The sequence below is a fragment of the Arthrobacter humicola genome (assembly GCF_039531445.1).
GTDB classification, from domain to species: Bacteria; Actinomycetota; Actinomycetes; order Actinomycetales; family Micrococcaceae; genus Arthrobacter; species Arthrobacter humicola.
The window spans coordinates 238,917-262,502 of the sequence record NZ_BAAAQB010000025.1 but is presented as its reverse complement, the minus strand read 5'-3'; the positions used below and the strand labels follow the sequence as shown (position 1 = coordinate 262,502).

Sequence of the window (23,586 nt, the reverse complement as noted above, 5' to 3'; positions counted from 1 at the left end):
TCCCGGCAGCGCCGCCTTAGCGGGACAGCGTCAGCTGAGCCGTTCGAACACTACCGCCATGCCCTGGCCGCCGCCGACGCACAGCGTGGCGAGGCCGAGGGAGGCGTCCCGGGCGCGGAGCCCGTTGAGCAAGGTGATGGTCATTCGTGCGCCGGTCATGCCGAAGGGGTGTCCGAGGGCGATCGCGCCGCCGTGGACATTCAGCTTGTCCTCATCGATGGCCAGCTCCCGCGCACTGGCCACGACCTGGACGGCAAAAGCCTCGTTGAGCTCCACGAGATCGATGTCGCGGACGGTCAGCCCGGCGAGGCTGAGCGCCCGGCGGGTGGCCTCGACCGGGCCCATGCCCATCAGCTCCGGGGACAGGGCGCTGACACCCGTGGAGACGATCCGGGCGAGGGGCTCGAGGCCCAGGTCGCGGGCGCGCGTGTCACTCATGACCACGACGGCAGCGGCCCCATCATTGAGCGGGCACGCGTTGCCGGCCGTCACGGTGCCGCCGTTGCGGAAGACCGGCTGCAGGGCGCTGACGGCCTCGGCCGTCACGCCGGGCCGCGGTGAATCGTCGCGATCGACCACCGAGCCGTCGGCACGGGTGTAGGGCGCGATTTCGCGGGCGTAGAACCCGGCGGCGATGGCCGCCTCGGCCCGGTTCTGGCTGAGCACCGCCCAGGCGTCCTGCTCCGCGCGGCCGATGCCATAGCTCGTCGCAACGTTCTCCGCCGTCTGGCCCATGGCGATGTATACGTCCGGCATCCGGCCTCCCAGCCGCGGATCGGTCCACGGCGTGTTGGCGGCCGCGGTGGCCGCAGAGCGTGCCCTGGCCGCCTCGAAGCGCGGGTTGTGGGTGCTCGCGTCGGTCTCGCCGGCGCCGGCCCAGTCCCGGTAACGGGACACTGACTCCACGCCGGCGGCAACGAACGCCTGTCCCTCGCCGGCTTTGACGGCGTGAAATGCCATCCGGAGCGTCTGCAGGCTGGAAGCGCAGAAACGGTTGATGGTGGCCGCGGGAACGTGGTCCAGCCCGGCCAGGATGCTGACCACCCGGGCCATGTTGGAGCCGGCCTCGCCGCTCGGTTCGGCGCAGCCCAGATAGATGTCATCCAGGCCGCGGCCCGGCCCGGCAGCGGCGTCGAACGCCGGGATTCCGGCGAGGGCCGCCGTGACCATAGCGGCGGCGAGATCGTCCGGCCGCTCGTCTTTCAGCGAGCCCTTGAAGGCACGCCCGATGGGGCTTCTGGCAGTGGAAACGATGACGGCCTCTGGCATGCGCCCAGACTACGCCCCGCCTACGCCAGTCGCATGGCCCCGGCCGCGGGGCGGACGCCGAAGATCTCCGGTGCGGCATACCCCGCCTGCGCGAAGGCCCGTTCGACGGCGGAACGCACCCGATGCGCCGAGCCCGCGGGGGTCAGGGCGATCGCGGAGCCGCCGAAGCCGCCGCCGGTCATGCGCGCGCCGATCGCGCCGGCCGACCGCGCCGTATCCACGGCAAGGTCCAGTTCGGCGCAGGAGATCTCGAAGTCATCCCGCATCGAGGCGTGGGAGGCATCCAGCAAGGGGCCGATGGCGGCCGGGCCCAGGGAGTCCAACAGCTCGACTGTCTGCAGCACACGGTCGTTCTCCGTGACCACGTGGCGGACGCGTCGAAACGTCTCCGCGTCGAGGAGCCCGCTGGCCTCCTCAAGGTCTTCCAGTCCGACGTCGCGCAGGGCCGCCACGCCGAGCACTTCGGCGGCAAGTTCGCAGGATTCGCGCCGGGCCGCGTACTCGCCGTCGGCGTGGGAATGCGAGACCTTGGTGTCGATGACCAGCAGCACCAGCCCCGCGGCGTCGGCGTCGAACGGCACCAGGCGGACGCTCTGATCCCGGCAGTCGAGGAAGACGGCGTGGCCGGCCGTGGCCCGGAGCGAGGCCGACTGGTCCATGATGCCGGTGGGCGCGCCGACGAAGTCGTTTTCGGCCCGCTGGGTAGCCAGGACCATCTCCTGGGCGGAGAGGCCGGCGGCCGTGAGCTCGTTCAGCGCGGAGATCACGGCGCATTCGATCGCATGCGAGGACGACAGGCCGGCGCCGCGGGGGACATCGGAATCCAGGAGCAGGTCCACGCCGGGGACCGGGAGACCCTGCTGCTGCAGGGCCCAGATGACGCCGAGCGGGTACTTGGTCCAGCCCCGGGCGCCGGCGCGGGTCAGGGCGCCGATGTCCGCCGTCGTCAGCCCCTGGTTCCCAAAGGTGGACAGCATGCGCACGCTGGAGTCCGGCCGGACCCTGACGGCCACCCGGGCTGCCCGGTCGATCGCGAACGGCAGGACGAAGCCCTCGTTGTAGTCCGTGTGCTCGCCAATGAGGTTGACGCGTCCGGGTGCCCGCCACACGCCGTCGGGCCGGGCGCCAAAGACCGACTCAAACCGCGCGGCAAGCCCGCCGCTGTCCAGGGAAGGGTTCATGGCCTGGCACCTGCGCTTCTGGAAGTCATGGATCCAAGGTATACGGGTTGCCGGGTGGTCTGTACGGTGGTCACCATGGATCTCACAGCGACACATTCTGCATCCGGCACTGCATCTTCCGCCAATGGCGCCGTGCGGCGGTACGCGTCCGGGCGGCAGTACGAGCTCCGGCGCGGCGACGCCCTGGCCGTCGTCACCGAACTCGCCGCCGGGCTGCGCCTCTACAGCCGCGGCGGCACGGCCCTGACCGAGACCTACGGCGACGCTGACATCCCGCCCGGCGCCACCGGGATCACCCTGGCGCCCTGGGCCAACCGGGTGGAGGACGGCGTTTGGCATCTAAACGGCAAGAAACTGCAGCTCGACATCACCGAGGTCTCCCGCAACAACGCCAGCCATGGGCTGCTGCGGAACTCTTCCTACGAACTCGTGGGCGAGGACGAATTCTCCGTCACCCTGGAAGCGGCCGTGTTCCCGCAGCACGGCTACCCGTTCCTGCTGAGGCACCGGGTCCGCTACGAACTGGCCGAGGACCTCGGGCTGGTGGTGCGCCAGACCCTCATCAACGACTCCCAGGATCCCGCGCCGTTCGTGCTCGGCGCCCACCCCTACCTGCGGCTGGGGGACGTGCCCAGCGAGGAGCTCACGGTCAGGGTCAACGCCCGGACCCGGCTTGTCGCCGATGACCGCCTCATTCCGCGCAGCACCGCGCCGGTTGGCGGCGAGTTCGATCTGCGCGACGGCAAGCCGGTGGGGGACCTGGACCTCGATTCGGCCTATACGGACCTGGAGTTCGACGGTGGCGTCGCCCGGCACACGCTGCGGGCACCTGACGGGCGGACGGTAAGCCTCTGGCAGGACGCGAACTGCGCGTACGTCCACGTCTTCGTGACGACGGAATTTCCGGGCCGGACGAAGGCGGTCGCGATTGAGCCGATGACCGGGCCGGCCAATGCGTTCAACAGCGGCGAGGGACTTCGCTGGCTGGCGCCGGGGGAGCAGTTCTCCATGAGCTGGGGCATCTCCTCCTCGCTGACGGCCGCTGCGGACTGACCCGGAGAGCCGGACGCCGTTTGCTGGTTTCCACTTGCCCACTGCCGGTTTCCTATTGAACGGCTGCTAGGGAATTATGGGGCTATGACGCCAGCTGAGGACGCCGCACCCGCCACAACACCCGCCATTTCCGCGGCCGGGGCCGGATCCGGGGCCGTATCCCCTTCCGGGGCCCGGGTGCGGACCGACCGACAGATTGACCAGGACATTCCCTACGGCGTGCGGATCGCCGCCGCCTGGGCGTGGCGCGCCGGGCTCATCCTGCTGGTGCTCGGGGGCCTGATCTGGCTGCTCAGCCATGTCAGCTTCCTCATCATCCCGGTGATGGTGGCCGCCCTGCTGGCGGGGCTCCTCAGCCCTGCCGTGCGCTGGATGGCCAAGCGGAGCGTGCCGAAAGGGCTCGCCGTCGCCATCACGGTCCTCGGTTTCATCGGCCTGATCATCGGCGCCCTGACACTGGTGGGGCGCCAGCTCGCCCAGGGGTTCGGGGAGCTGTGGTCCCAGGCACTCACTGGCGTCCAGCAGGTCCAGACCTGGCTGTCGGAAGGCCCTCTGCAGCTGACGGCCGCCCAGATCGACAAATACGTCCAGGAAGGCACGGCCGCGCTGCAGAACAACAGCAGCAGTATCCTCAGCGGTGCCCTGACGTTCGGGAGCACGGCCGGGCACTTCGCCGCAGGCCTGGTACTGGCGCTGTTCGTGCTGATCTTCTTCCTGCTGGAAGGTGAGAGGATCTGGGCCTTCCTGGTCAGTCTCATGCCCCGGAACGCGCGCCGCGCCACCGACGGTGCGGGCCGCCGCGGCTGGACGTCCATGGTCAGCTACGCGCGCATCCAGATGTTCGTCGCGTTCGTGGACGCTGTGGGAATCGGCGTCGGCGCCGCCATCATCGGCGTGCCGCTCGCGCTGCCGCTGGGCGTGCTGGTTTTCCTCGGTTCCTTCATCCCGGTGGTCGGCGCGCTGGTCACCGGCGCCATCGCCGTTCTGCTGGCACTTGTCGCCAACGGACCGGTCAACGCCCTGATCATGCTGGCGATCGTGCTCCTGGTCCAGCAACTGGAAAGCCACATACTGCAGCCGCTCGTCATGGGCAAGGCCGTATCCCTCCACCCCGTGGCCGTGATCCTGGCGGTCGCAGCCGGTTCCTACCTCGCCGGGATCCCCGGTGCGCTCTTTTCCGTTCCGCTCCTCGCCGTAGCAAACTCGTCGATTCGCTACATTGCCGGCAGAACGTGGGAACATGATGAAGTGCTGGCAACCGCGGGACCAGGGCGAAGCCCTGCCCCCGAGCCCGGCGCAGATACCACCTTCACAGACGTCCACCTGCCGGGCCGAACGCCCGGCCGCGAGGGCGCCGCACCCAACAGCGGTGCTCCGGGCAGCGATGCCGGACGGGGCACCGACGCCTGATCCGAAGAAGGAGAACAGTTCGTGAATACCCTTGAGAGCCTGCCCGTCACGCTGGACGATGTCCTGGAGGCGCAGAAGCTGCTCGACGGGATTATTACGCGGACACCCGTGGAGTCATCGCGGGCCCTCGGCACCATGGTGGGCGGCGAGGTCTTCCTCAAGTGCGAAAACCTGCAGCGCGCCGGGTCGTTCAAGGTCCGCGGCGCCTATGTGCGCATGGCGAAGCTCTCTGACGCCGAGAAGAAGCGCGGCGTTGTGGCGGCCTCCGCCGGAAATCATGCCCAGGGCGTGGCCGTCGCGGCCAAGAGCCTCGGCATCAAGGCCCGCATCTACATGCCGCTCGGCGTCGCACTGCCCAAGCTCGCCGCCACCCGCAGCCACGGCGCCGAAGTGGTGCTGCACGGCCACAACGTGGACGAGGCGCTGGCCGAGGCCAAGCGCTATGCCGATGAAAGCGGCGCGGTCTTTGTCCACCCCTTCGATGACGTCGACGTCGTCGCCGGTCAGGGCACGGTGGGGCTGGAAATCCTGGAGCAGGTCCCGAACGTGGACACCATCCTCATGGGCGTCGGCGGCGGCGGACTCCTCGCCGGCGTTGCCGTCGCCGTGAAGGCCCGCGCCAAGGAGCTCGGACGCGAAATCCGCATCATCGGCGTCCAGGCCGAGAACGCCGCCGCCTACCCGCCCTCGCTCGCCGCGGACGCCCTCGTGCCGCTCAAGAAGGTGTCAACCATGGCGGACGGTATCGCCGTGGGCCGGCCGGGTCAGCTGCCGTTCAGCATCATCCGCGAGCTCGTCGACGACGTCGTCACCGTCAGCGAAGACGCCCTGGCCAGGGCGCTGATCTTCCTGCTGGAACGCGCCAAGATGGTGGTTGAGCCCGCCGGGGCCGTCGGCGTCGCGGCGCTCATGGAAGGCAAGATCGAGAACCCCGGCACCGTGGCGGTGGTCCTCTCCGGCGGCAACATCGACCCCATGCTGATGCTTAAGGTGATCCAGCGCGGTCTGTCCGCTGCCGGCCGCTACATGACTGTGCGGATGATGCTTGATGACCGTCCGGGCTCGCTTGCGACAATTGCCCGCATCATCGCCGAGAACGACGCCAACGTCACCGGACTGGACCACACCCGGGTGGGCGGCTCCATCAGCATGGGCGACGTCTCCATCACGGTCAACCTGGAAACCAAGGGCCACGAGCACTGCAGCCAGGTCCTGGCGGCGCTCCGGGCCGAGGGCTTCCAGCCGATCGTGGTGCACTAGGGGCCGGGGTGCTGGACGCGTCTTCCGGCGGGCAGCCGGGAGCAGGGGACTCTCCCGGGGCGCGGGCCCGCACGGGCCTGCTGGTGGTGGGCTCCTTCGTGGTGCTGCTCTACCTGATCGAGATTGTCAACACCGCGTTATTCCATTCCCTGAACCGCATATTCGGCCTGCGGCCGCGCAGCATGGACGGGATCCTGGACATCCTGACGTTTCCGCTGCTGCACGCGAGCCTCGCCCATCTGATGTCCAACACGCTCCCGTTGATCATTTTCGGGTTTATCGTGTTCCTGTCCGGGCGGCGGGTCTTCATCACGGCCCTGGCCGCCAGCTGGCTGGCGTCCGGAATCGTGGTGTGGCTCATCGGCGGAACCAGCGTCACCGTCGGCGCGTCCGGACTGGTGTTCGGGCTGTTCGCGTTCCTGCTGGTCCGCGGCTTCTTCAACCGGAACTGGTGGCAGATCGTGCTGTCCGTGGTGCTGTTCATGGCCTACGGCGGGATCCTCTTCGGCGTGCTGCCCACCGTGGCAAGTTTCGTCTCGTGGCAGGCGCACCTGGGTGGGGCGATCGGCGGCGTCGCAGCGGCCGTGCTGCTGAGCACACGGCGCCCGCGGTCGCTGCCCGCCGGGCGCTAACCCGCGCACACTGACCTGCCACACCGACCTGCCACACTGATCCGCAATGCTTAACCGCCGTGCTGATCCACCAAGCAGGCAGAAAAAAGGCGACGCCGGCCTCCCCGCGAGGGGGAGACCGGCGTCGCTATTTTTCGTAAAGGTGTTCCGTGCGGGAACGTGTGCTGCGGTGCTAGCCGGCGTACGGCTTGGCGGACATGATCTCCACCGTGATGTCCTTGCCGTTCGGGGCGGTGTAGCTGAGCTTGTCGCCCTCCTTGTGGCCGACGATCGCCGCGCCGAGGGGGGACTTCTCGCTGAAGACGTCCAGGTCCGAGTCGCCGGCAATCTCGCGGGAGCCGAGCAGGAAGGTTTCCTCGTCGCCGGCAATCTTGGCCACGACGATCATGCCGGGCTCCACGATGCCGTCATCGGCCGGGGCTTCGCCGACGTGGGCGTCCCTCAGAAGGGCCGTGAGCTGGCGGATGCGGGCCTCGATCTTGCCCTGCTCCTCCTTGGCGGCGTGGTAGCCGCCGTTCTCCTTGAGGTCGCCCTCCTGGCGCGCGGCTTCGATCTTCTGGACGATTTCTGCCCGGCCGGGGCCGGAAAGGTGGTCCAGCTCTGCCTTCAGGCGGTCAAAAGCTTCCTGGGTAAGCCAAGCCGCAGTTGCGCTGTTGGTGGTAGACACGGACTTCTCCTTTGGGTGGTCATACAAGCAAAGACCCCGCCACGGTGGCCACTTTTATGACGCAGTAACCAGCTCAGCGGGGGAAAGGTATTGATCCATTGTAGTCAATCCTGTGGATAAACCAAAGAGGACTGCGGCGTGGATCACATCGTGTTGCCATCTGGCAAGGTTTGTCCCGCTGGTGCCGCCACCCGGGGCGGCTGGGGCTGGTCACGGCCGCGAGTTGAAGACGTCGGGTCCAAAACCGTCGACTCCGGGGGCACCGGCATACGCGAGGCGTGGTAGCGAGAAGATGTCTTCGATCGTGGCCAGAAGACTGTAGTGGCTGTACGTCTTGTCCGAGATTGTGCCGCCCCGGACGAAGGGGGAGAGCACTAAGGCACCGACGCGGCCCCCGGCTGTTCCGCCGGGAACGCCCTCTGGGCCTTGTCTGGCACCGTCAGCTTCGTCAAAGGTAATGACAAGCACTCCGTCCTGTTTATAGGCCGGGGAGTCCAGAATCGCGGGTATCTGTTTCTGCAACCAGACGTTGGAGCTGACCAAGCCTCCCTCCCTGCCGTCCGCGCAGGGACTGTCATGCCCGTCATTGCATAAGTTGGGGCTGATGAAGGAAAGGTTGGGGGTGGTCGCCGCGGACTTAAGGTCCCCGGCAAATTCGGTGAAGTCAACCACGTTCTTCTGACAATCCGGCGAGGATGTGATCGCCGCGAAGTAGACAAAGGGGTTATGCCGGGTCGCGTATTGATCATCCGGTGAGGCGTCCTGGTTACCGTCCTCGGCGCCGGTCTCAGGATGCCGGCATGGACTTTTCATCCCCTCCATGTAGCCCTTCCAGGTCTTACCGGCCGCACTGAGTTGGCCCGCGACGGTCGGTACCGACGCGGGATAGATGCAGCCGGTACCTTTCACCTGCCCCGGCTCGGCGGTGCCCTCTGGTACGAAGGGGACATATGTGCCGCAATCGTTCCGGGTCATGGGGTTGGAGGCCTGCCCCGAAATCTGCGCGATGTAATTGGGAGCGGAGTGATGGGCGATTGCGTAGTAATTGGAAAGCAACACGCCCTTGGAACGAAGCGTCTCCGAGAGGTAGGGAGCGTCCGAGTCAGCGCCCCAGGCCTTGTCGAATCCTTCATTCTCGAGATTGATCACAAACACATGCCCCGGGCGGTCGGCGCGGGCGCCCGCGGCGGGCGCCTGAGGATCCGCGGCTCGCCATGGCTCGCAGCCGGAAACTGCCAGGACTATTGTCGCTGCCAGCACCAGCAGGGCGGCCGCGCCCCGGCCGATGGTTCCTTTCGACTTTCCGGGGTTCATGCGCATCCCGCTTTCTTGTTGAAGCGTGCAGCAGGGGGCCCGGCACCGCTTCGGTCACTGCCCTGCTCTCGAGGCCGACGAGTCGCTGGCACCAGCATAGGTCTCCGGTCCAAGGATGTCCCTCCGCGGACACCTTTTGAGTTCATTGATTGGCGCGGCGTCGCGGTGAATGACCAGCTCCCCGCAGCCCGGCGGGTCCCGGGTGGCGCATATGCGGAGGCGTTGGCAACGGCCGGACGGGGCGCTGCGGCCAGCGGGGGGCCGCGGCCTACTTTCCCGCGTCCGGAATCCAGCAGTTGTCCACGACGGCGGAGACAGCCTGGGATTCGGTGCGCAGCTGGGTACTGTGGCCGGTGGTGTGTCCGCCGTCGGTGCCGGCATCGGTGGGGTTCGGGCCGATGTCCACGACTTTCCAGCCGACAATCGCGAACTTGGAGTCCATGGCCTTGACAGCGCACTTGGCATCCGCGGCGGGGTCCTTGGTCACCTGGAAGTCAACCTCCGTCAGGGTGGCGTCGGTGGTGCTGTAGCCGATGTCCTTGAAGCTGACGCTGGTAGTGGCCGCCGACGTCGTCACCCAGGCAAGGAAGGCGATGCCCACGGCGAGGACGGCGATCAGGATGTTGCGTTTGCCCTTGCGTGTCAGTGCGCGCTTTTGGCCGCCGTAACGATTGGCTAGGCTGGTAGGTGCCGGCGCGGCATGCTGATCCTCGGAAGTCACCAGTCCAGTTTAGTGTGGATCGGACCGGGATATATCCGCGGCGGCGGCTGACCCTGCAGGCTACGCCATGGACGGCCGGCCCGCCTGCGGGTGGCCGTGCCGTAGCAGCTCCGCAGCGTCCGGCACAACGGCATGTCCGCCACACCAGCAAGTCCGCCAGAACAGAGAACAGCAGAAAGAGGAGCCGTCCCCTGATGACAGCATCCCCCAGCCCGTCAGCACCGCTTCGTCTGCTGGCGGTCCATGCTCATCCCGACGACGAATCCAGCAAGGGTGCCGCCACCATGGCCATGTACGCCGCCTCGGGCGTGGATGTCCTGGTGGCCACCTGCACCGACGGCTCGCGCGGCGACATCCAGAACCCCGCGATGGAGGGCCAGCCGCACCCCAAGCGCGACATGGCCGGGGCCCGCCGCCTTGAGATGGACGCCGCCGCGAAGGTCCTCGGGGTCCGGCAGCGCTGGCTCGGATTCGTGGATTCCGGACTGCCGGAAGGCGATCCGCTGCCGCCCCTGCCGCCGGGCTGCTTCGCCCTGCAGCCGCTGGAGCGGGCGGCCGCGCCGCTGGTACGGCTGGTCCGGGACTTCAGGCCCCATGTGATCGTGAGCTACGACGAGAACGGAGGCTACCCGCACCCGGATCACATCATGGCGCACCGGGTGGCCGTCGAGGCTTTCGCGGCTGCCGGTGATCCCGCCCGCTACCAGGGCATCGGGGAGCCGTGGGCGCCCAGCAAGCTCTACTACGACCGCGCCTTCAGCCCGGACCGCTTCCGCGCGCTCCACTTTGCGCTGGAAGAGGCCGGCCTGCAGTCCCCGTATGCCGAGCGGCTGGCCACCTGGCTTGAGGCGGACGCCGAGGGGCACACCCCGCCGCCGCCGACGCACCCCACCACCACTCAGATCGAGTGCGGGGACTTCTTCGAAGCCCGCGACGACGCGCTCCGGTCCCACCGCACGCAGGTGGACCCGGAAGGATTCTTCTTTGCGGTATCCGCGGCCATGCAGCGCAAGGTCTGGCCGTGGGAGGACTACTCCCTGATCGAGTCGCGGATCCCGGTCGAACTGCCCGAAACGGACCTCTTCGCCGGGTTAAGATAGACGGGATAGACTTCTTCTATCCGGCGTAGAAAAGGCCCCGTAGAATTGAGGCCCCGTAGGATTAACGCCCCGTAGAAGAGGCGCCGTAGAAGAGGCGCCGAAGAAAAGACACCGGTTTCCACAGAAGGTTTTCACCGTGCATTCCTTGCTCATCGCTCTGGCAACAGCTCCGGCGCCCACCCCCACGCCGTCGCTGCGACCGGGCCTGTCCGAGGACCAGGTCACCCCGGGTTTTCTGGGCTTCCTGCTGACAGCCTTCATCGTGGTGCTGACCGCGCTGCTGATCGTGGACATGGTGCGGCGCATCCGCCGGGTCCGCTACCGGGCCCAGGTGGAGGCCGAGCGTACGGCCGCCGAGGAGGCAGGGACCTCCGGCGCCGACGGCACCGAGGACACCCGGTTCCCGTCCGAGGGCGGGGCTGCCCGGCCGGAAGTCAACGGCGATGCAGGACCAGGAAACCGCTAACAGCGGTTCCCCCCGCCCGCTGCCAGGAGGCTCGAACGCCCTGGCGGCGGAGCCCTCTGCGTACCTGCGCCAGCACGCCGGCAACCCGGTCCACTGGCAGCCGTTCGGCGATGCGGCCTTTGCCGCCGCGGCCACCCGGGACGTTCCGGTGTTCCTCTCCATCGGCTACGCGGCCTGCCACTGGTGCCACGTCATGGCCCACGAATCCTTCGAGGACCAGGACACGGCCGACTACCTGAACACCCACTTCGTCGCTGTCAAAGTGGACCGCGAGGAACGCCCCGACGTCGACGCCGTCTACATGGCCGCCACGCAGGCGATCAGCGGCGAGGGCGGCTGGCCGATGTCCGTCTTCCTCCTGCCCGACGGCCGGGCCTTCCACGCCGGCACCTACTTTCCGCCCCGGCCCATGCCGGGGCGTCCCTCCTTCCGGCAGGTCCTTGAGGCCGTGAGTGAGGCCTGGACGGAGCGCCGCGGCGCTGTCGAAGCTAATGCCGCCACCTTGGCCCGCGGCATGGCCGCGTCCCAGCCGGCCAGCGCCGTCCGGCTCGACGGGCCGCCGGAGCCCCTGGACGCTGCGATCCTGGGGGAAGCCGTTCGTGCCCTGTCCCGGTCCGAAGACCAGAGCCACGGCGGCTTCGGCGGAGCGCCGAAATTCCCGCCGTCGGCCGTGCTCGAATTCCTGATCCGGCACGCCGCCGTGCCCGGGGACAGACTGCCGTCGGCAGCCGCTGAACTCGATACTGCCGGCCCGGACGCTGTAGGAGCTGACACCGCGGCGGCGGCCCGCGATATGGCGGGGCGCGCGCTCGCAGCGATGTCCCGGTCGGCGTTGTTCGACCAGCTCGACGGCGGCTTCGCCCGGTACTCCGTGACCCGGAACTGGTCCGTTCCGCACTTCGAGAAAATGCTCTACGACAACGCCCAGCTGCTGCGCGTCTACGTCCACTGGGTACGGCTGGGCGGCACGCTCGAGTACCCGGCGGCCGAGGCGGCAGCAGTGGCCGGGCGCACCGCGGACTGGCTCCTCACCTGCCTCGGGCTGCCGCCGGACCAAGCCCCGGCGCCGGGCGGGGGAGCGGCGCAGGCGGTGGCCCTGGCGTCCTCGCTGGATGCTGATACCGTCGTCGACGGCATGCACGCCGAGGGCGCCAGCTACCTGTGGACCCCGGCCCAGCTCCAGGAACTCTTGGGTCCCGCCGACGGCGCCGCCGTGGCGGCCCTCATGAACGTCCGCACACCCGGGAGCGTGACCGCCGACGGTTCACCGCTGCATCCGGGCCGGGAGATCGCCGGCGACGACGCTGTGCTGTGGCAGCGAGTGCGCCCGGTGCTGGCGCAGGCGCGCTCCGGCCGCCCGCAGCCAGGCCGGGACGACAAAGTGGTGGCCGGCTGGAACGGACTGGCCATCGCGGCACTCGCCGACGCCGGGGCCGTCCTGGCCCGGCCGGAGCTCGTGGCCGCCGCGGAACGTATTGCGGCGTATCTCGAACGGGTGCACTGGCAGCCGCCCGGAGACGGCCCCGGCCGGCTCATCCGCGTCTCCCACGGCGGGACGGCACGCGGAATCGGGGGCCTGCTGGAGGATTATGCCTTTTGCGCCGAAGGACTCTTCGCGCTTTATGGGGTGACCGGGCACACCCGCTGGTACAACCTGGCGGCAGCCGTGCTGGATGCGGCCTGCGTGCGGTTCGCGGCCGACGGCGGACTGAAAGACGCTGCCGGGGAGTCGGCGCAGGTCACCGCGGCCCAGGGCGGCCGGGACGGCCTGGACCTGTTCGACAACGCCGCCCCCAGCGGTGCCGCCGCGCTGGCCGGGGCGTTGCTGACCCACTCGGCGCTGTCCGGCTCCCCGGAGCACCGCACCCTGGCGGCCAACGTCCTCTCCCTGCTGCCGCCGCTCGCGGTCCGGGCGCCCCGCGTGGCGGGCTGGCTGCTGGCGACCGCCCAGGCGGCGCTCGCCGGACCCGTCGAGGCCGCCGTCACCGGGCCGGACACGCCCGGGCGTGCCGCGCTGCACCGGGTGCTGCTGCTCTCACCCAGCCCCGGGCTGGTGGTCGCGGTCCAGGACGACGGCGCCGCCCTGCCCGTGCCGCTACTGCGCGGCCGCGGTGCGGATCCGGACGGCGCCCCGCAGGTGTTCCTGTGCCGCGGAATGGTCTGTGACCGTCCGACGGGTTCCGTCGAAGGGGTGCGCGAGCGGCTGGCTACAATGGCCCGATGACTTCTGAGCACGGCTTTGAGCTGGTGGTGTTCGACTGCGACGGCGTCCTGGTTGACTCCGAGGTAATCGCTGTCCGGGTGGACCAGAAGGTGCTGGCGGACCTCGGCTGGGACCTGGAGCTCGACGAAATCGTGGAACGGTTCGTCGGACGATCCGAGGCGCACTTCGTAGCCTCCGTGGAGCAGCACCTCGGAATCCGGCTGGCCGACGGCTGGGATCAGGAGTACGGACGGTGGTACCAGGACGCCTTCGAGCGCGGGCTTGAGGCGGTCGACGGCATCGAGGAGGCGCTCGACCGGCTGCGGCTTCCGCACTGCGTCGCCTCCAGCGGCAGCCACGAAAAGATGCACCGCACCCTGGGCAGAACCGGGCTGCTCCACCGCTTCCGGGGCCGCCTCTTCAGCGCCACGGAGGTGGCCAACGGCAAACCGGCGCCGGACCTGTTCCTCCACGCGGCCCGCCGCCTCAGCACGGCGCCGGAGCGCTGCGCCGTCGTCGAGGACAGCGCCTACGGCGTCCAGGCCGCCCGGGCAGCCGGAATGCACGTCTTTGCCTACGCCGGAGGCGTGACCCCGACCGCCCGGCTGGCCGGCCCCGGGACCACAGTCTTTTCAGACATGCGGCAGCTGCCCGGGCTCATCGCGGCGGGGCGGCCCGCCTGAGCTGGTGGCCAATTGGCTGAGCTTCGACGTCGGAATTTCCCCACCTTTCGGGGGGGCACGCCCGGCGTGTCGGGCAGAGGGGCCGGTGAGTCCCGGCGTCGTTGTCTCAATGGTGGGGAGACTGGGCAGGGCGAACGGCCGAGAAAAACCGCAGCCCGGTTGTGCGCCGGCCCTCGACGTCGGAATTTCCCCACCTTTGGGGGCTCGCCCGGCGTGTCGGGCAGAAGGGCCGGTGAGTCCCGTCGTCGTTGTCCCAATGGTGGGGAGAATTGCCGCTGACGGGCACGAGGGCAGCTGGTACGGGCCGGAGGAGTATGGGTGGTCGAGGGCCATCCGGACCCTCAGTGACCCGGTTGGCGCTGAGAAGTGCGGCGGACTGCATGGTCTGGTTGACGCTGAGAAGTGCGGCGGACTGCATGGTCTGGTTGACGCGCCAGGGCCGCCTGAGCTTCAGCCCGGCCAGACTCGGCCCTCGGCCCGGCTCAGCCTCGGCCCTCGGCCCGGCTCAGCCTCGGCCCGCGGGGTCAGCCCAGGACCGCGATCGCAATGGCAATGTAGTGCGCGGCGAAGGCGACCACCGTCAGGGCATGGAACAGCTCGTGGAAGCCGAAGTGCTCGTAACTGAAGTTCGGCTTCTTCAGGGCGTAGAAGACCGCTCCGGTGATGTACAGGACGCCCCCGACGCAGATCAGCACGGCCGAGGCCACATTGGCGGCGAAGAAATCCGGGAGATAGAACAGTGCCCCGCAGCCCAGGGCGATGTAGATCGGCACGTACAGCCATCGCGGGGCGTGGGTCCACAGCAGGCGGAACAGCACACCAAGAATGGCCCCGGACCAGATGACCCACAGCAGCAGTTCGGCCTTCTGCCGCTCCAGCAGGGCCCAGGCCAGCGGCGTGTAGCTGCCGGCGATCACCAGCATGATGTTGGTGTGGTCCAGGCGCTTGAGGACAATCTTGACCCGCGGTGACCAGTTCCCGCGGTGGTACACGGCGCTGACCCCGAAAAGCAGCACCCCGGTAACGGCGTAGACGGTGCACGCAAGCTTCAGATCCGGCGGAGCCAGAAGTACCAGCACCAGCCCGGCGACGAGCGCCAGCGGAGCGGTCACGGTGTGGATCCAGCCCCGCCATTTGGGCTTGATCATGAGCAGCTCGGCAAGCTTCACCGCGGCGTCGTCCACCGGGGTCCCCTTTTTTGCCGGAGGCTCCGGCCGGGGCTCCAGACTGTTGCTTTCCATGCCGCAATAATAAACTACGCGCTGGTAAGTTACCTGCGAGTAACTATGGTTCGGGGGCTACCCTGCGGCAGTCCTGCGCGCGGCCGGGCGCTCCGGCAGGTAGCCTAGGATGTGCACTGAACCAAGGATCTCAAGGAAGCCAGGTGAATCTCCGGATGGAAATGCCCGGGTTCCTCTACGGCTTTTACGAGCGCAAACTGCAACGCTCCCTGGACCCGGAGCGGATCCCCCGGCACATCGGCGTCATGGTGGACGGCAACCGGCGCTGGGCCCGCCAGTTCAACGCCCCCACGAGCCAGGGGCACCAGGCCGGCGCGGACAAGATCCACGAATTCCTTGGCTGGTGCCAGGAACTCGGCGTCAGAGTGGTCACCTTGTACATGCTCTCCACGGACAACATGAACCGCTCCGGCGAGGAACTGGACCTCCTGATGGGCATCATCGCCAACACCCTGGACCGGCTGGACGAGGACGCCGACATCTCCGTCCACGCCATGGGCGCCCCGGAACTGCTGCCGGACTACCTGGCCGAGCGGCTGAACAATCTCACGGCCCGCACTCCGGCGCACGAAAAGCTGCACGTCAATGTCGCCGTCGGCTACGGCGGACGGCGGGAGATCGTCGACGCCGTCCGGGAGCTGCTGCACGACGCCGTCAGCCGGGGAGCGGACATCGGAAAACTGGCCGATGAACTCACCGTCGATGACATCTCGCGGTTCCTCTACACAAGGGGCCAGCCGGATCCGGACCTAGTGATCCGCACCTCCGGGGAGCAGCGGCTATCCGGGTTCCTCATGTGGCAAAGCGCGTACAGTGAGTTCTACTTCTGCGAGGCCTTGTGGCCGGCGTTCCGCAAGGTCGACTTCCTGCGCGCCCTGCGCGATTACGCCGGCAGGCAGCGCCGCTTCGGCGCCTGAACCGTTCACGCGGAGTTCACAAACCGGCAACAAGAATCGCCGTCAAATTGGCGGACAAACCCACCCCTTGAGACGTACGTTTATCCCATCGGCGGGCAATTCGCCGGCCGATCGGGGAGGCCAGTACATGGAGCGGAAGTTCGCACCGGGTGTATGGGAGGCCGCGTGCGGCCTTCAGGCCGAGCCGCCTCACCAATAACAAATCCGGGCATTGCCCCGGGGCTGGAGTCGATGTGGCTATTTCTGAGCAACTGCCCGATGTCATTTCCGACCAGGGACAGAAAGCTACCTCTCGCGCCAAGCGAGCCACCTCAAAGACCGGTGCAGCGGATTCCGCCGCGGCCGGTCTTGCTGTTTCCGGGGAAGGAACAGGAATCCGGGGCACGGCCCGCAGTTTCGTGATCGACACCTCCGTGCTGCTCTCCGATCCGCGGGCCCTCCTGCGCTTCGCCGAGCACGAGGTCATCCTGCCGATCGTCGTCATCACCGAACTCGAAGGAAAGCGCCACGACCCTGAACTGGGGTACTTCGCGCGCAAGGCGCTCCGACTCCTGGATGACCTGCGGCTTGAGCACGGCGGCCTGGACCGTCCCATCCCGCTGGGCCGCGACGGCGGCACGCTTATGGTGGAGCTGAACCATATCTCCGCAGAGGTGCTGCCGGCCGGCTTCCGCGGGGCGGACAATGACAGCCGCATCCTCGCGGTGGCGAAGAACCTGGCCAACGAGGGCCGCGACGTGACGGTGGTGTCCAAGGACCTGCCGATGCGCGTCAAAGCCTCGGCCATGGGGCTGATGGCCGACGAATACCGCAATGAACTCGTCAAGGACTCCGGCTGGACCGGCGTCGCCGAGATCGACGCGGGCGAGGACGAGGTCGCCACCCTCTACGGGCACGAGCCGGTCTTCATCCCGGCCGCGGCCGAAATGCCGACTAACACGGGGCTTGTCCTGCTCTCCAGCCGCGGCTCGGCCCTCGGCCGGGTCGGGGCGGACAAGCAGGTCCGGCTCGTCAAGGGTGACCGCGACGTCTTCGGCCTCCACGGCCGCTCGGCGGAGCAGCGGCTCGCGATCGACCTCCTGATGGACCCGTCCGTCGGCATCGTGTCCCTCGGCGGCCGCGCCGGCACCGGCAAGTCCGCGCTGGCCCTGTGCGCCGGTCTCGAAGCCGTCCTGGAGCGCCGGGAACACCGCAAGGTGATCGTCTTCCGTCCCCTGTACGCCGTGGGCGGCCAGGAACTGGGCTACCTGCCCGGATCCGAGGCGGAAAAGATGAACCCGTGGGCGCAGGCCGTCTTTGACACGCTGGGCGCTCTGGTCAGCCAGGAAGTCGTCGAGGAAGTGATGGACCGGGGCATGCTCGAGGTCATGCCGCTGACGCACATCCGCGGCCGCTCGCTGCATGACGCGTTCGTGATCGTCGACGAGGCGCAGTCCCTGGAGAAGAATGTGCTCCTGACGGTCATGAGCCGGATCGGCCAGAACTCGAAGATCGTCCTGACCCACGACGTCGCCCAGCGCGACAACCTGCGGGTCGGACGGCACGACGGCGTGGCCGCGGTGGTCGAGACGCTGAAGGGCCACCCGCTGTTCGGCCACGTCACCCTCACCCGCTCGGAGCGCTCGCCGATCGCTGCCCTGGTGACGGATCTGCTCGAGGGGGCGGAGATCTAAGCCCGCCACGGCCCTTCGCTGTGGTCGGGTAACCGCGGTCGGGTAACCGTGGTTGGGTTCGCCGGGCAGCGGCGTCCCGCCGTCGGCGGGTAATCGTGGTTGGGTTCGCCGTAGTTGGGTTTGCCGGGCCACGGCCCTTCGCTGTGGTCGGGTAACCGTGGTTGGGTTCGCCGTGCCGCGGCCTTTCGCCGTCGCTTAGCGCAGAGGTCCCTTCCCAAGGCTCGCAAGCTCGCCTCGGGGCCCTCGGGACGCTGCTTACAACGCATTGGGCCCGCTGCGGTCGCTGAGCGACCTCCGGGGATCCGATGCGTCGCGATGCGCTCCTTTGCGAAAGACCGCGTCCCGGCAGGTTTGTCCCTCACCTTACGGAGGAGCGCGTCCCGGCTGGTGAGCGTCCCACCTTCGCGGGGCTGCGGCGTCCCGCCAAGGAGCGCATCGCCGACCAAAGCGAAGTGAAGGTCGCCCAGCGACCGTAGCGTCGCGACGGGAGGTGTCTAAGCGACGGCGGGTCGCCGCTGCACCGCACACCCAACCACGGCAACCCAACGGAGGGGAGGGGTCACTGCTATTTCTGGATGCCTAGGTACTTCGCTGTGGGCTCGTGGCCCTTTACCTGCAGATTCCAGTCGGGGCGCTTGAAGGTGGCCGGGGTCAGGCGGACCTTCTGGACTTCCTGGGGCTGGCCGCCCCAGACGGCGCGGGTGACGCCGTTGGGTTCGTAGCCGAGGGAGCGGGAGACGCCCAGGGACTGCTGGTTCCAGACGGCGGCTTCGGATTCTGCGAGTTCGGCGCCGAGGTAGTCGAAGGCGTAGAGCGCGACGGCGGCACGCATTTCGGTGCCGAGGCCGCGGCCCTGGGCGCTTTGGCGGAGCCAGGATCCCGTGCTGACGGTCTTCAGGGTGCTGAAGTCCTTGGCCGCGACGTCCTGGCAGCCGACGAAGTCGCCGTCGTGCCAGATGCCGAGCAGGAGGGTCCAGTCCCCGGGCGTCATGCTGCTGCGGCACCGCCAGTACCACTGCGCCATGTTGGTCCCGAGCTCGTGGGGCGGGGCGTCGGTCCATGGGGTGCTGAAGGGGCTCCGGCCCGGCTCGTGCACGCCGCTGAGGGCGGCCCCGATAGCGGCCGGAATGTCCTCGTCCCGGACAGGGCGCAACGTCAGGCGCGGGGTGGTCAGGGTCAGTCCGAACGGGGGCCAGTAGTCGGCGGGCGAAGTCATCGCAGGAAGCCTAACGGTACCGGGTCGGGGATGCCAGTCACGCCGCGGCACCGGCACTGCTACTCTGCCGGAACGTCCCAGCTGATGTGGCGGCGGACGTCCGTGAGGTTCATGGATTCGGCGAGGAACAGGTCATCGAGCATGTATTCGTCCACGCCCAGGATCCTGAGCCAGTGCCCGTAGGCCGGCTCGGCGCCGGTTTCCGGTGCGTCCAGCCAGCGGCTTGCAACGCATACGCCGGTGCCGGCGTCGACCCGTAACAGCGTGCGTCCCGGGCGGCAGATCGGGGTTGCAGGGTCGGCCGGACGGTACGAGGGGTTCGGACTGACCGTGGTTTCGAGGGCGGGCCGGCCCTCGTGGTCGACCTCCGCGATGGGACCAAGCGCCACAGCGTTGAGGTTCGGGAACTCCAGCGGGACGGGGGAATTCCCCGCGAGCTCCACCGGGTCCAGGACGGCGGCGAAGCGGCCGTTCCCGAAGGACGGTTCGCCGTAGGCTGCCTCCGGGCGGCGGCGCACCAGCCCGTCGTCGTCGTACACCGGGGTGACCAGATGCGGCGGCAGGAGCCAGGTCTTCCGCGTCGAACTGACGTAGAAGCCGCCGCGTGAATCATTGATGCCGGTGGTGCTGGCGATCACCAGTCCGTCGACGGTTTCCAGCCGCAGGGCGCCGGGCCTGCGCAGCCACGCCCGGACGAGGTCGTCGGGGACGGCGGCTGGCGCGGAGCCCGCGGCAGCCTTCACAGGCCGGTCCACGTACTCGAACCTCAGCGACTGCCACTTCCACGGCGAGGACCGGCACAGGTGCCGGAAGGCCGCAGCCTGGTCCGCCGGGCCCCGGGGCGCGAGCGGCCCGCGCCGGTTCCTGCTGTCCCATGCGGCCATATCCACAGTTTACGCGCGGGGACCGACGGGCCGGGCGAATATCCAGTAGCATCCGAGAGTGATCGAACGACTCGGCACCCTGGGCGCCGCCAACCCGCTGGCCTTCTGGCTGGCCCTGGCCGCGTGCGCCTACTTTTTCGTGATGGCCGTCCGGCTCACCGTGATCGATGTCCGGCACCACCTGCTGCCGGACCGCATCGTCTTTCCCTCCTATGCCATCGCCGGACTTCTCCTGCTGGGCGCGGCCGCCAGCCAGTTTCTTCCCGCGGGGCAAGATGTTGCCGGTACACCGGATGCCGGGCTGTTCGGCGTGCCGGGGCTGCGTGTCCTCGCCGGCGGGGTATCCCTGTGGCTGTTTTATTTCGTCCTGCACGCGGTGTATCCGCCGGGCATGGGATTCGGTGACGTGAAGCTTGCAGGCGTCCTGGGAATGTACCTGGGATTCCTTGGCTGGGGGCACGTCTTTGCGGGGACCTTTGCCGCGTTCATCCTCGGCGGCCTGTGGAGCCTCGGATTGCTCGTCGCACGCCGCGGGACGCTGCAATCTGCCATTCCCTTCGGGCCGTTCATGCTCGCCGGAACAGCGGCAGCCATGCTGCTGATCCCCGCCACGTAGGCGGCCGGCATGGCGACCCCGGAGTTCATCATGAGACTGCGCGAGAAGATCGGGCACGAGCCCCTCTGGCTGCCCGGAGTCAGGGGAGTGGTGTTCGACGACGACGGCAGGGTCCTGCTCGGCCGGAGGGCCGACAACGGACAGTGGGGACTGATCAGCGGGATCCTGGAACCGGGCGAGGAACCTGCGCCGGGCCTGCTGCGGGAGATCCTGGAGGAGACCGGTGTGGTTGCGGTTGTGGAGCGGCTGGTTTCTGTTGATGCCGTGGGCCCGACCCGGTATCCCAACGGCGACGTGTGCCATTTCCTGACCCTGGTGTTCCGGTGCCGCTTTGTCTCGGGCGAGGCCCGGGTTAACGACGACGAATCCCTCGACGTCGGCTGGTTCCTGCCGAAGGACTTCCCGGAGCTCATGGCCGGACACCTGGAAACGATCCGCCGGGCCAGTGACCCCGCCGCCGACGTCCACTACCGGCGCTGACCCGGGCCAGTCTTCCGGTATTGACGTGCACGGCATGCAGCAGGGGCGCCGCAACCCCCAAAGATTGCGGCGCCCCTGGCTGGCACCGGCCAGCGGATGCGGCCGGGTTCGGGAACGGAGTCCGGAAGATCAGCCGCGCTGGCGGGTGAGCTCGTCGTCGTTCCTGGCAGCCGCGGCTCGTTCCGCCTCGAGCCGCTCGGCTTCCTCGCCGCCGACGGCCTCTCCGCGGGCCACCATTCCGGCGGTGTCCGAGAGCGGAATCTGCTTGAGGGTAATAGCCAGGATCAGGGCGATGCCCAGGAACGGGAGCAGGTACCAGAAGACGGGCGCGAGCGAATCCGCGTAGGCGTTGACGATCGCGTCCTTGAGCTGCGCCGGGAGCTGGCTGAGGGTCTGCGGGTCCATCGTCCGGGTGGACTGCGACGCCTGCTCGGCGGACGCCCCGGCGCCGGTGAAGGCATTGGTCAGGGATTCGGCGAGCCGGGTGGTGAAGATGGAACCGAACACAGCGACGCCCAGGGATGCGCCGACCTCGCGGAAGTAGTTGTTGGTGCTGGTCGCGGTGCCGATCTGGTCCGCCGGCACGGAGTTCTGCACCACCAGGACAATCACCTGCATGATCGAGCCCAAGCCGGCGCCGAAGATAAACAGCTGCACACAGATGACCCAGATGGGGGTGGCGGCCGTGAGCGTGGTCAGCCACAGCATGGCGGCGATGGTCAGGGCCGCCCCGAGGATCGGGAACATCTTGTACTTGCCGGTCTTGGAGATCCGGATGCCGGAGAAGATGGCCGTGCCCATGAGTCCCACCATCATGGGCAGCATCAGCAGGCCGGATTCCGCGGCGGAGGTCCCGGAGGACATCTGCAGGAACGTGGGAACGAAGGCGATGGCCGCGAACATGCCCAGCCCGAGGGTGAAGCCAATGGCCGTCGAGTTCACGAAGATGCGGTTCTTGAACAGGCTCAGCGGAATGATGGGGTCCTCGGCCCGGCGCTCCACCATGACGAAGGCGGTGGCGGCGAGCACGAGTCCGGCGCCGAAGGCCCACGTCAGCGGCGAATCCCAGCCTTCATCCTTCTTGCCGCCGAAGTCGGTGAAGAAGATCAGGCACGTGGTGGCGGCGGAGAGCAGCAGCACGCCCAGGATGTCGATCTTCTTCTCGGCCTTCTTGTTTGGCAGTGTGAGGGTGAACCAGGCAATCGTGAACGCAGCGATGCCGATCGGGATGTTGATGTAGAAGGCCCACTCCCAGGTCAGGTGGTCCACGAAGAAGCCGCCCAGCAGAGGGCCGGCGACGGCGGAGAGGCCGAAGATGGCGCCCAGCGGGCCCATGTACTTGCCGCGTTCCTTGGCCGGAACGATGTCGGCGATGATGGCCTGGGACAGGATCATGAGGCCGCCGCCGCCCAGGCCCTGGATGGCGCGGAACACCACGAAGCCCCAGAAATCGGTGGCAAAGGCGCAGCCCACGGAAGCGAGCGTGAAGAGCCCGATCGCCATGAGGAACAGGTTCCGCCGCCCCAGGATGTCGCCGAACTTCCCGTAGATCGGCATGACGATGGTGGTGGCCAGCAGGTAAGCCGTGGTGATCCAGGCCTGGTGCTCCACCCCGCCGAGCTTGCCGACGATCGTCGGCATGGCGGTGGAAACGATGGTCTGGTCGAGGCTGGAGAGCAGCATGCCCGCGATGAGGGCGGAGAAGATGATCCAGATGCGTTTCTGGGTCAGCAGCAGCGGCTCGGCTGCTGGCTTGGTGCTGAACGCGCTCATTGCGCTCCTTCGGAAGGGGTGGACTGGGGAGAATGCGACTGCGAAGAACTGGGCAGCGCAGAACTCGACTGAGAGGTGCTGGACTGCTGGATGTGGGGCCGGGACATGCTCAAGGGGGTCGGCCCGGCCCGAGAGGGATCGAACGGCAACGCAAAGAGCGTCCGGGCCGCCGCAATGTTTTCCAGCAGCATGTCCTTGTAGGTGCGCGTGTTGCCTTCGGAGAAATAGCCGGCGCTGGTCTTCCTGGCGATGTTGCCCAGGAGAACTACGGCCATGCGCACCACGGGGTGGTCCGTCGGGACGCCTTCCCGGTCCGCGAGAAGCCGGGCGAACTCGGCCTCGCGTTCCTCGGAGGCGCCGATGATCCGGAGCATCAGCTGGGGCTCCTTCTTGATCACGCCGATCAGCTGGCGGGTTTCTTCCTCGGAGCCGCTCATCCGTTCGGCGAGGTCGAGGGACAGCCGCACGAGGTCGGCCAGGAGCGAGTCCGATATTTCGCCGGCGGGCGAGCCGGCGCCGCCTGCCATGAAGCGTTCGACCACCTCTTCGGGAAAGTCGTCGTCGACGTGGCCGAGGATTGCATCTTCCTTGGCGGGGAAATAGTTGAAGAACGTCCGGCGGGAAATGCCCGCCTGCTCGCAGACTTCCTCCACGGTGTAGCCGTTGAGGCCCCGTTCGGCGGTCAGTGAACGCGCGACGGCGGTGATTGCCGCCCGTGTGGCGGCACGCTTGCGCTCGCGGAGGCCGCGCACATTAATTGCACTGTTGCCCATAGAGTGCATTTTTGCACTTAACTGCAATTAGTGCAAAAGGTGTCGGGGTGCCGG

22 protein-coding genes are annotated in these 23,586 nt (G+C 68.1%); 12 read left to right on the top strand and 10 right to left on the bottom strand.

The features are described from left to right. Positions 1-30: 30 nt before the first annotated feature. Entirely contained in the window at positions 31-1,269 is a 1,239-nt protein-coding gene (locus ABD243_RS08390) for an acetyl-CoA C-acetyltransferase (protein WP_344364213.1), read from the bottom strand. A gap of 20 nt (positions 1,270-1,289) precedes the next feature. Then, positions 1,290-2,450 carry a galactokinase gene (galK, locus tag ABD243_RS08385; protein ID WP_344364211.1) on the bottom strand — a complete coding sequence of 387 codons (1,161 nt, stop codon included), beginning with the start codon at positions 2,448-2,450 and terminating at the stop codon, positions 1,290-1,292. Positions 2,451-2,525: 75 nt separating this feature from the next. On the opposite strand from galK, the gene ABD243_RS08380 reads away from it, so the two are divergent. The 4 genes from ABD243_RS08380 to ABD243_RS08365 all read left to right on the top strand — a co-directional run bounded on the left by ABD243_RS08380 (position 2,526) and on the right by ABD243_RS08365 (position 6,805). After that, the gene (locus tag ABD243_RS08380) at positions 2,526-3,503 is read left to right on the top strand and encodes an aldose 1-epimerase family protein (protein ID WP_344364209.1); all 978 of its coding nucleotides are present in this window, start codon (positions 2,526-2,528) and stop codon (positions 3,501-3,503) included. 84 nt (positions 3,504-3,587) lie between these two features. Continuing rightward, on the top strand, positions 3,588-4,913 hold the full coding sequence (locus ABD243_RS08375; RefSeq protein ID WP_344364206.1) for an AI-2E family transporter: 1,326 nt from the start codon (positions 3,588-3,590) through the stop codon (positions 4,911-4,913). Positions 4,914-4,934: 21 nt separating this feature from the next. Then, entirely contained in the window at positions 4,935-6,173 is a 1,239-nt protein-coding gene (gene ilvA, locus ABD243_RS08370; protein ID WP_091250807.1) for a threonine ammonia-lyase, read from the top strand. Between the two features lie 8 nt (positions 6,174-6,181). After that, positions 6,182-6,805 (top strand): rhomboid family intramembrane serine protease, encoded by a 624-nt coding sequence (locus ABD243_RS08365; RefSeq protein ID WP_344364202.1) that lies wholly within the window; start codon positions 6,182-6,184, stop codon positions 6,803-6,805. Between the two features lie 172 nt (positions 6,806-6,977). Here ABD243_RS08365 and greA read toward each other — a convergent pair whose 3' ends face one another. The 3 genes from greA to ABD243_RS08350 form a co-directional block, all read right to left on the bottom strand. Then, positions 6,978-7,472, bottom strand: a complete 495-nt coding sequence (gene greA, locus ABD243_RS08360; RefSeq protein ID WP_091250802.1) for a transcription elongation factor GreA — start codon at positions 7,470-7,472, stop codon at positions 6,978-6,980. Positions 7,473-7,682: 210 nt separating this feature from the next. Next, the gene (locus tag ABD243_RS08355) at positions 7,683-8,792 is read right to left on the bottom strand and encodes an alkaline phosphatase family protein (RefSeq protein WP_344364199.1); all 1,110 of its coding nucleotides are present in this window, start codon (positions 8,790-8,792) and stop codon (positions 7,683-7,685) included. A gap of 262 nt (positions 8,793-9,054) precedes the next feature. Further along, the gene (locus ABD243_RS08350) at positions 9,055-9,507 is read right to left on the bottom strand and encodes a DUF4307 domain-containing protein (RefSeq protein ID WP_116766002.1); all 453 of its coding nucleotides are present in this window, start codon (positions 9,505-9,507) and stop codon (positions 9,055-9,057) included. Between the two features lie 194 nt (positions 9,508-9,701). On the opposite strand from ABD243_RS08350, the gene mca reads away from it, so the two are divergent. The 4 genes from mca (at position 9,702) to ABD243_RS08330 (ending at position 13,959) form a co-directional block, all read left to right on the top strand. After that, positions 9,702-10,607, top strand: a complete 906-nt coding sequence (mca, locus tag ABD243_RS08345; protein ID WP_344364195.1) for a mycothiol conjugate amidase Mca — start codon at positions 9,702-9,704, stop codon at positions 10,605-10,607. A 136-nt stretch (positions 10,608-10,743) separates the two neighbouring features. Beyond that, positions 10,744-11,073 (top strand): hypothetical protein, encoded by a 330-nt coding sequence (locus tag ABD243_RS08340; RefSeq protein WP_344364192.1) that lies wholly within the window; start codon positions 10,744-10,746, stop codon positions 11,071-11,073. Beyond that, on the top strand, positions 11,051-13,297 hold the full coding sequence (locus ABD243_RS08335) for a thioredoxin domain-containing protein (protein WP_344364189.1): 2,247 nt from the start codon (positions 11,051-11,053) through the stop codon (positions 13,295-13,297). The genes ABD243_RS08340 and ABD243_RS08335 overlap by 23 nt, the downstream gene beginning before the upstream one ends. Further along, positions 13,294-13,959 carry an HAD family hydrolase gene (locus ABD243_RS08330; protein WP_344364186.1) on the top strand — a complete coding sequence of 222 codons (666 nt, stop codon included), beginning with the start codon at positions 13,294-13,296 and terminating at the stop codon, positions 13,957-13,959. Before ABD243_RS08335 ends, ABD243_RS08330 begins: the two co-directional genes overlap by 4 nt. A 524-nt stretch (positions 13,960-14,483) precedes the next feature. On the opposite strand, the gene trhA is transcribed toward ABD243_RS08330, so the two are convergent. Next, a complete protein-coding gene (trhA, locus tag ABD243_RS08325) occupies positions 14,484-15,200 on the bottom strand; it encodes a PAQR family membrane homeostasis protein TrhA (RefSeq protein ID WP_344364183.1) in 717 nt (238 codons plus the stop codon). 155 nt (positions 15,201-15,355) lie between these two features. On the opposite strand from trhA, the gene ABD243_RS08320 reads away from it, so the two are divergent. Together ABD243_RS08320 and phoH2 are read left to right on the top strand one after the other, a co-directional pair. Next, entirely contained in the window at positions 15,356-16,117 is a 762-nt protein-coding gene (locus tag ABD243_RS08320) for an isoprenyl transferase (protein ID WP_091250991.1), read from the top strand. A 233-nt stretch (positions 16,118-16,350) separates the two neighbouring features. Continuing rightward, a complete protein-coding gene (gene phoH2 / locus ABD243_RS08315) occupies positions 16,351-17,790 on the top strand; it encodes an RNA 5'-3' helicase PhoH2 (protein ID WP_116766007.1) in 1,440 nt (479 codons plus the stop codon). A 565-nt stretch (positions 17,791-18,355) separates the two neighbouring features. On the opposite strand, the gene ABD243_RS08310 is transcribed toward phoH2, so the two are convergent. Then, positions 18,356-19,006 carry a GNAT family N-acetyltransferase gene (locus ABD243_RS08310; protein ID WP_344364179.1) on the bottom strand — a complete coding sequence of 217 codons (651 nt, stop codon included), beginning with the start codon at positions 19,004-19,006 and terminating at the stop codon, positions 18,356-18,358. A 59-nt stretch (positions 19,007-19,065) separates the two neighbouring features. Further along, positions 19,066-19,890, bottom strand: a complete 825-nt coding sequence (locus ABD243_RS08305; RefSeq protein ID WP_344364177.1) for a hypothetical protein — start codon at positions 19,888-19,890, stop codon at positions 19,066-19,068. 58 nt (positions 19,891-19,948) lie between these two features. Between ABD243_RS08305 and ABD243_RS08300 the strand changes: the two genes are divergently transcribed. Both ABD243_RS08300 and ABD243_RS08295 read left to right on the top strand, forming a co-directional pair. Then, positions 19,949-20,506, top strand: coding sequence for a prepilin peptidase (locus tag ABD243_RS08300; RefSeq protein WP_344364174.1), 558 nt, complete (start codon positions 19,949-19,951; stop codon positions 20,504-20,506). A 9-nt stretch (positions 20,507-20,515) separates the two neighbouring features. Then, positions 20,516-20,986: an NUDIX hydrolase gene (locus ABD243_RS08295; RefSeq protein ID WP_344364171.1), complete on the top strand. Its 471-nt coding sequence runs from the start codon at positions 20,516-20,518 to the stop codon at positions 20,984-20,986. A gap of 129 nt (positions 20,987-21,115) precedes the next feature. On the opposite strand, the gene ABD243_RS08290 is transcribed toward ABD243_RS08295, so the two are convergent. Together ABD243_RS08290 and ABD243_RS08285 are read right to left on the bottom strand one after the other, a co-directional pair. After that, positions 21,116-22,759 (bottom strand): MDR family MFS transporter, encoded by a 1,644-nt coding sequence (locus tag ABD243_RS08290; RefSeq protein ID WP_344364169.1) that lies wholly within the window; start codon positions 22,757-22,759, stop codon positions 21,116-21,118. Next, a complete protein-coding gene (locus tag ABD243_RS08285) occupies positions 22,756-23,532 on the bottom strand; it encodes a TetR/AcrR family transcriptional regulator (protein WP_344364167.1) in 777 nt (258 codons plus the stop codon). Before ABD243_RS08285 ends, ABD243_RS08290 begins: the two co-directional genes overlap by 4 nt. Positions 23,533-23,586: the final 54 nt, after the last annotated feature.

What these genes read in the sequence shown, in the direction of transcription:
- ABD243_RS08390 (WP_344364213.1), bottom strand. Translation starts at nt 1,269, where the DNA reads ATGCCAGAGGCCGTCATCGTTTCCACTGCCAGAAGCCCCATCGGGCGT.
- galK (WP_344364211.1), bottom strand. Translation starts at nt 2,450, where the DNA reads ATGAACCCTTCCCTGGACAGCGGCGGGCTTGCCGCGCGGTTTGAGTCG.
- ABD243_RS08380 (WP_344364209.1), top strand. Translation starts at nt 2,526, where the DNA reads ATGGATCTCACAGCGACACATTCTGCATCCGGCACTGCATCTTCCGCC.
- ABD243_RS08375 (WP_344364206.1), top strand. Translation starts at nt 3,588, where the DNA reads ATGACGCCAGCTGAGGACGCCGCACCCGCCACAACACCCGCCATTTCC.
- ABD243_RS08355 (WP_344364199.1), bottom strand. Translation starts at nt 8,792, where the DNA reads ATGCGCATGAACCCCGGAAAGTCGAAAGGAACCATCGGCCGGGGCGCG.
- mca (WP_344364195.1), top strand. Translation starts at nt 9,702, where the DNA reads ATGACAGCATCCCCCAGCCCGTCAGCACCGCTTCGTCTGCTGGCGGTC.
- ABD243_RS08335 (WP_344364189.1), top strand. Translation starts at nt 11,051, where the DNA reads ATGCAGGACCAGGAAACCGCTAACAGCGGTTCCCCCCGCCCGCTGCCA.
- ABD243_RS08330 (WP_344364186.1), top strand. Translation starts at nt 13,294, where the DNA reads ATGACTTCTGAGCACGGCTTTGAGCTGGTGGTGTTCGACTGCGACGGC.
- trhA (WP_344364183.1), bottom strand. Translation starts at nt 15,200, where the DNA reads ATGGAAAGCAACAGTCTGGAGCCCCGGCCGGAGCCTCCGGCAAAAAAG.
- ABD243_RS08320 (WP_091250991.1), top strand. Translation starts at nt 15,356, where the DNA reads ATGGAAATGCCCGGGTTCCTCTACGGCTTTTACGAGCGCAAACTGCAA.
- ABD243_RS08310 (WP_344364179.1), bottom strand. Translation starts at nt 19,006, where the DNA reads ATGACTTCGCCCGCCGACTACTGGCCCCCGTTCGGACTGACCCTGACC.
- ABD243_RS08305 (WP_344364177.1), bottom strand. Translation starts at nt 19,890, where the DNA reads ATGGCCGCATGGGACAGCAGGAACCGGCGCGGGCCGCTCGCGCCCCGG.
- ABD243_RS08295 (WP_344364171.1), top strand. Translation starts at nt 20,516, where the DNA reads ATGGCGACCCCGGAGTTCATCATGAGACTGCGCGAGAAGATCGGGCAC.
- ABD243_RS08290 (WP_344364169.1), bottom strand. Translation starts at nt 22,759, where the DNA reads ATGAGCGCGTTCAGCACCAAGCCAGCAGCCGAGCCGCTGCTGCTGACC.
- ABD243_RS08285 (WP_344364167.1), bottom strand. Translation starts at nt 23,532, where the DNA reads ATGGGCAACAGTGCAATTAATGTGCGCGGCCTCCGCGAGCGCAAGCGT.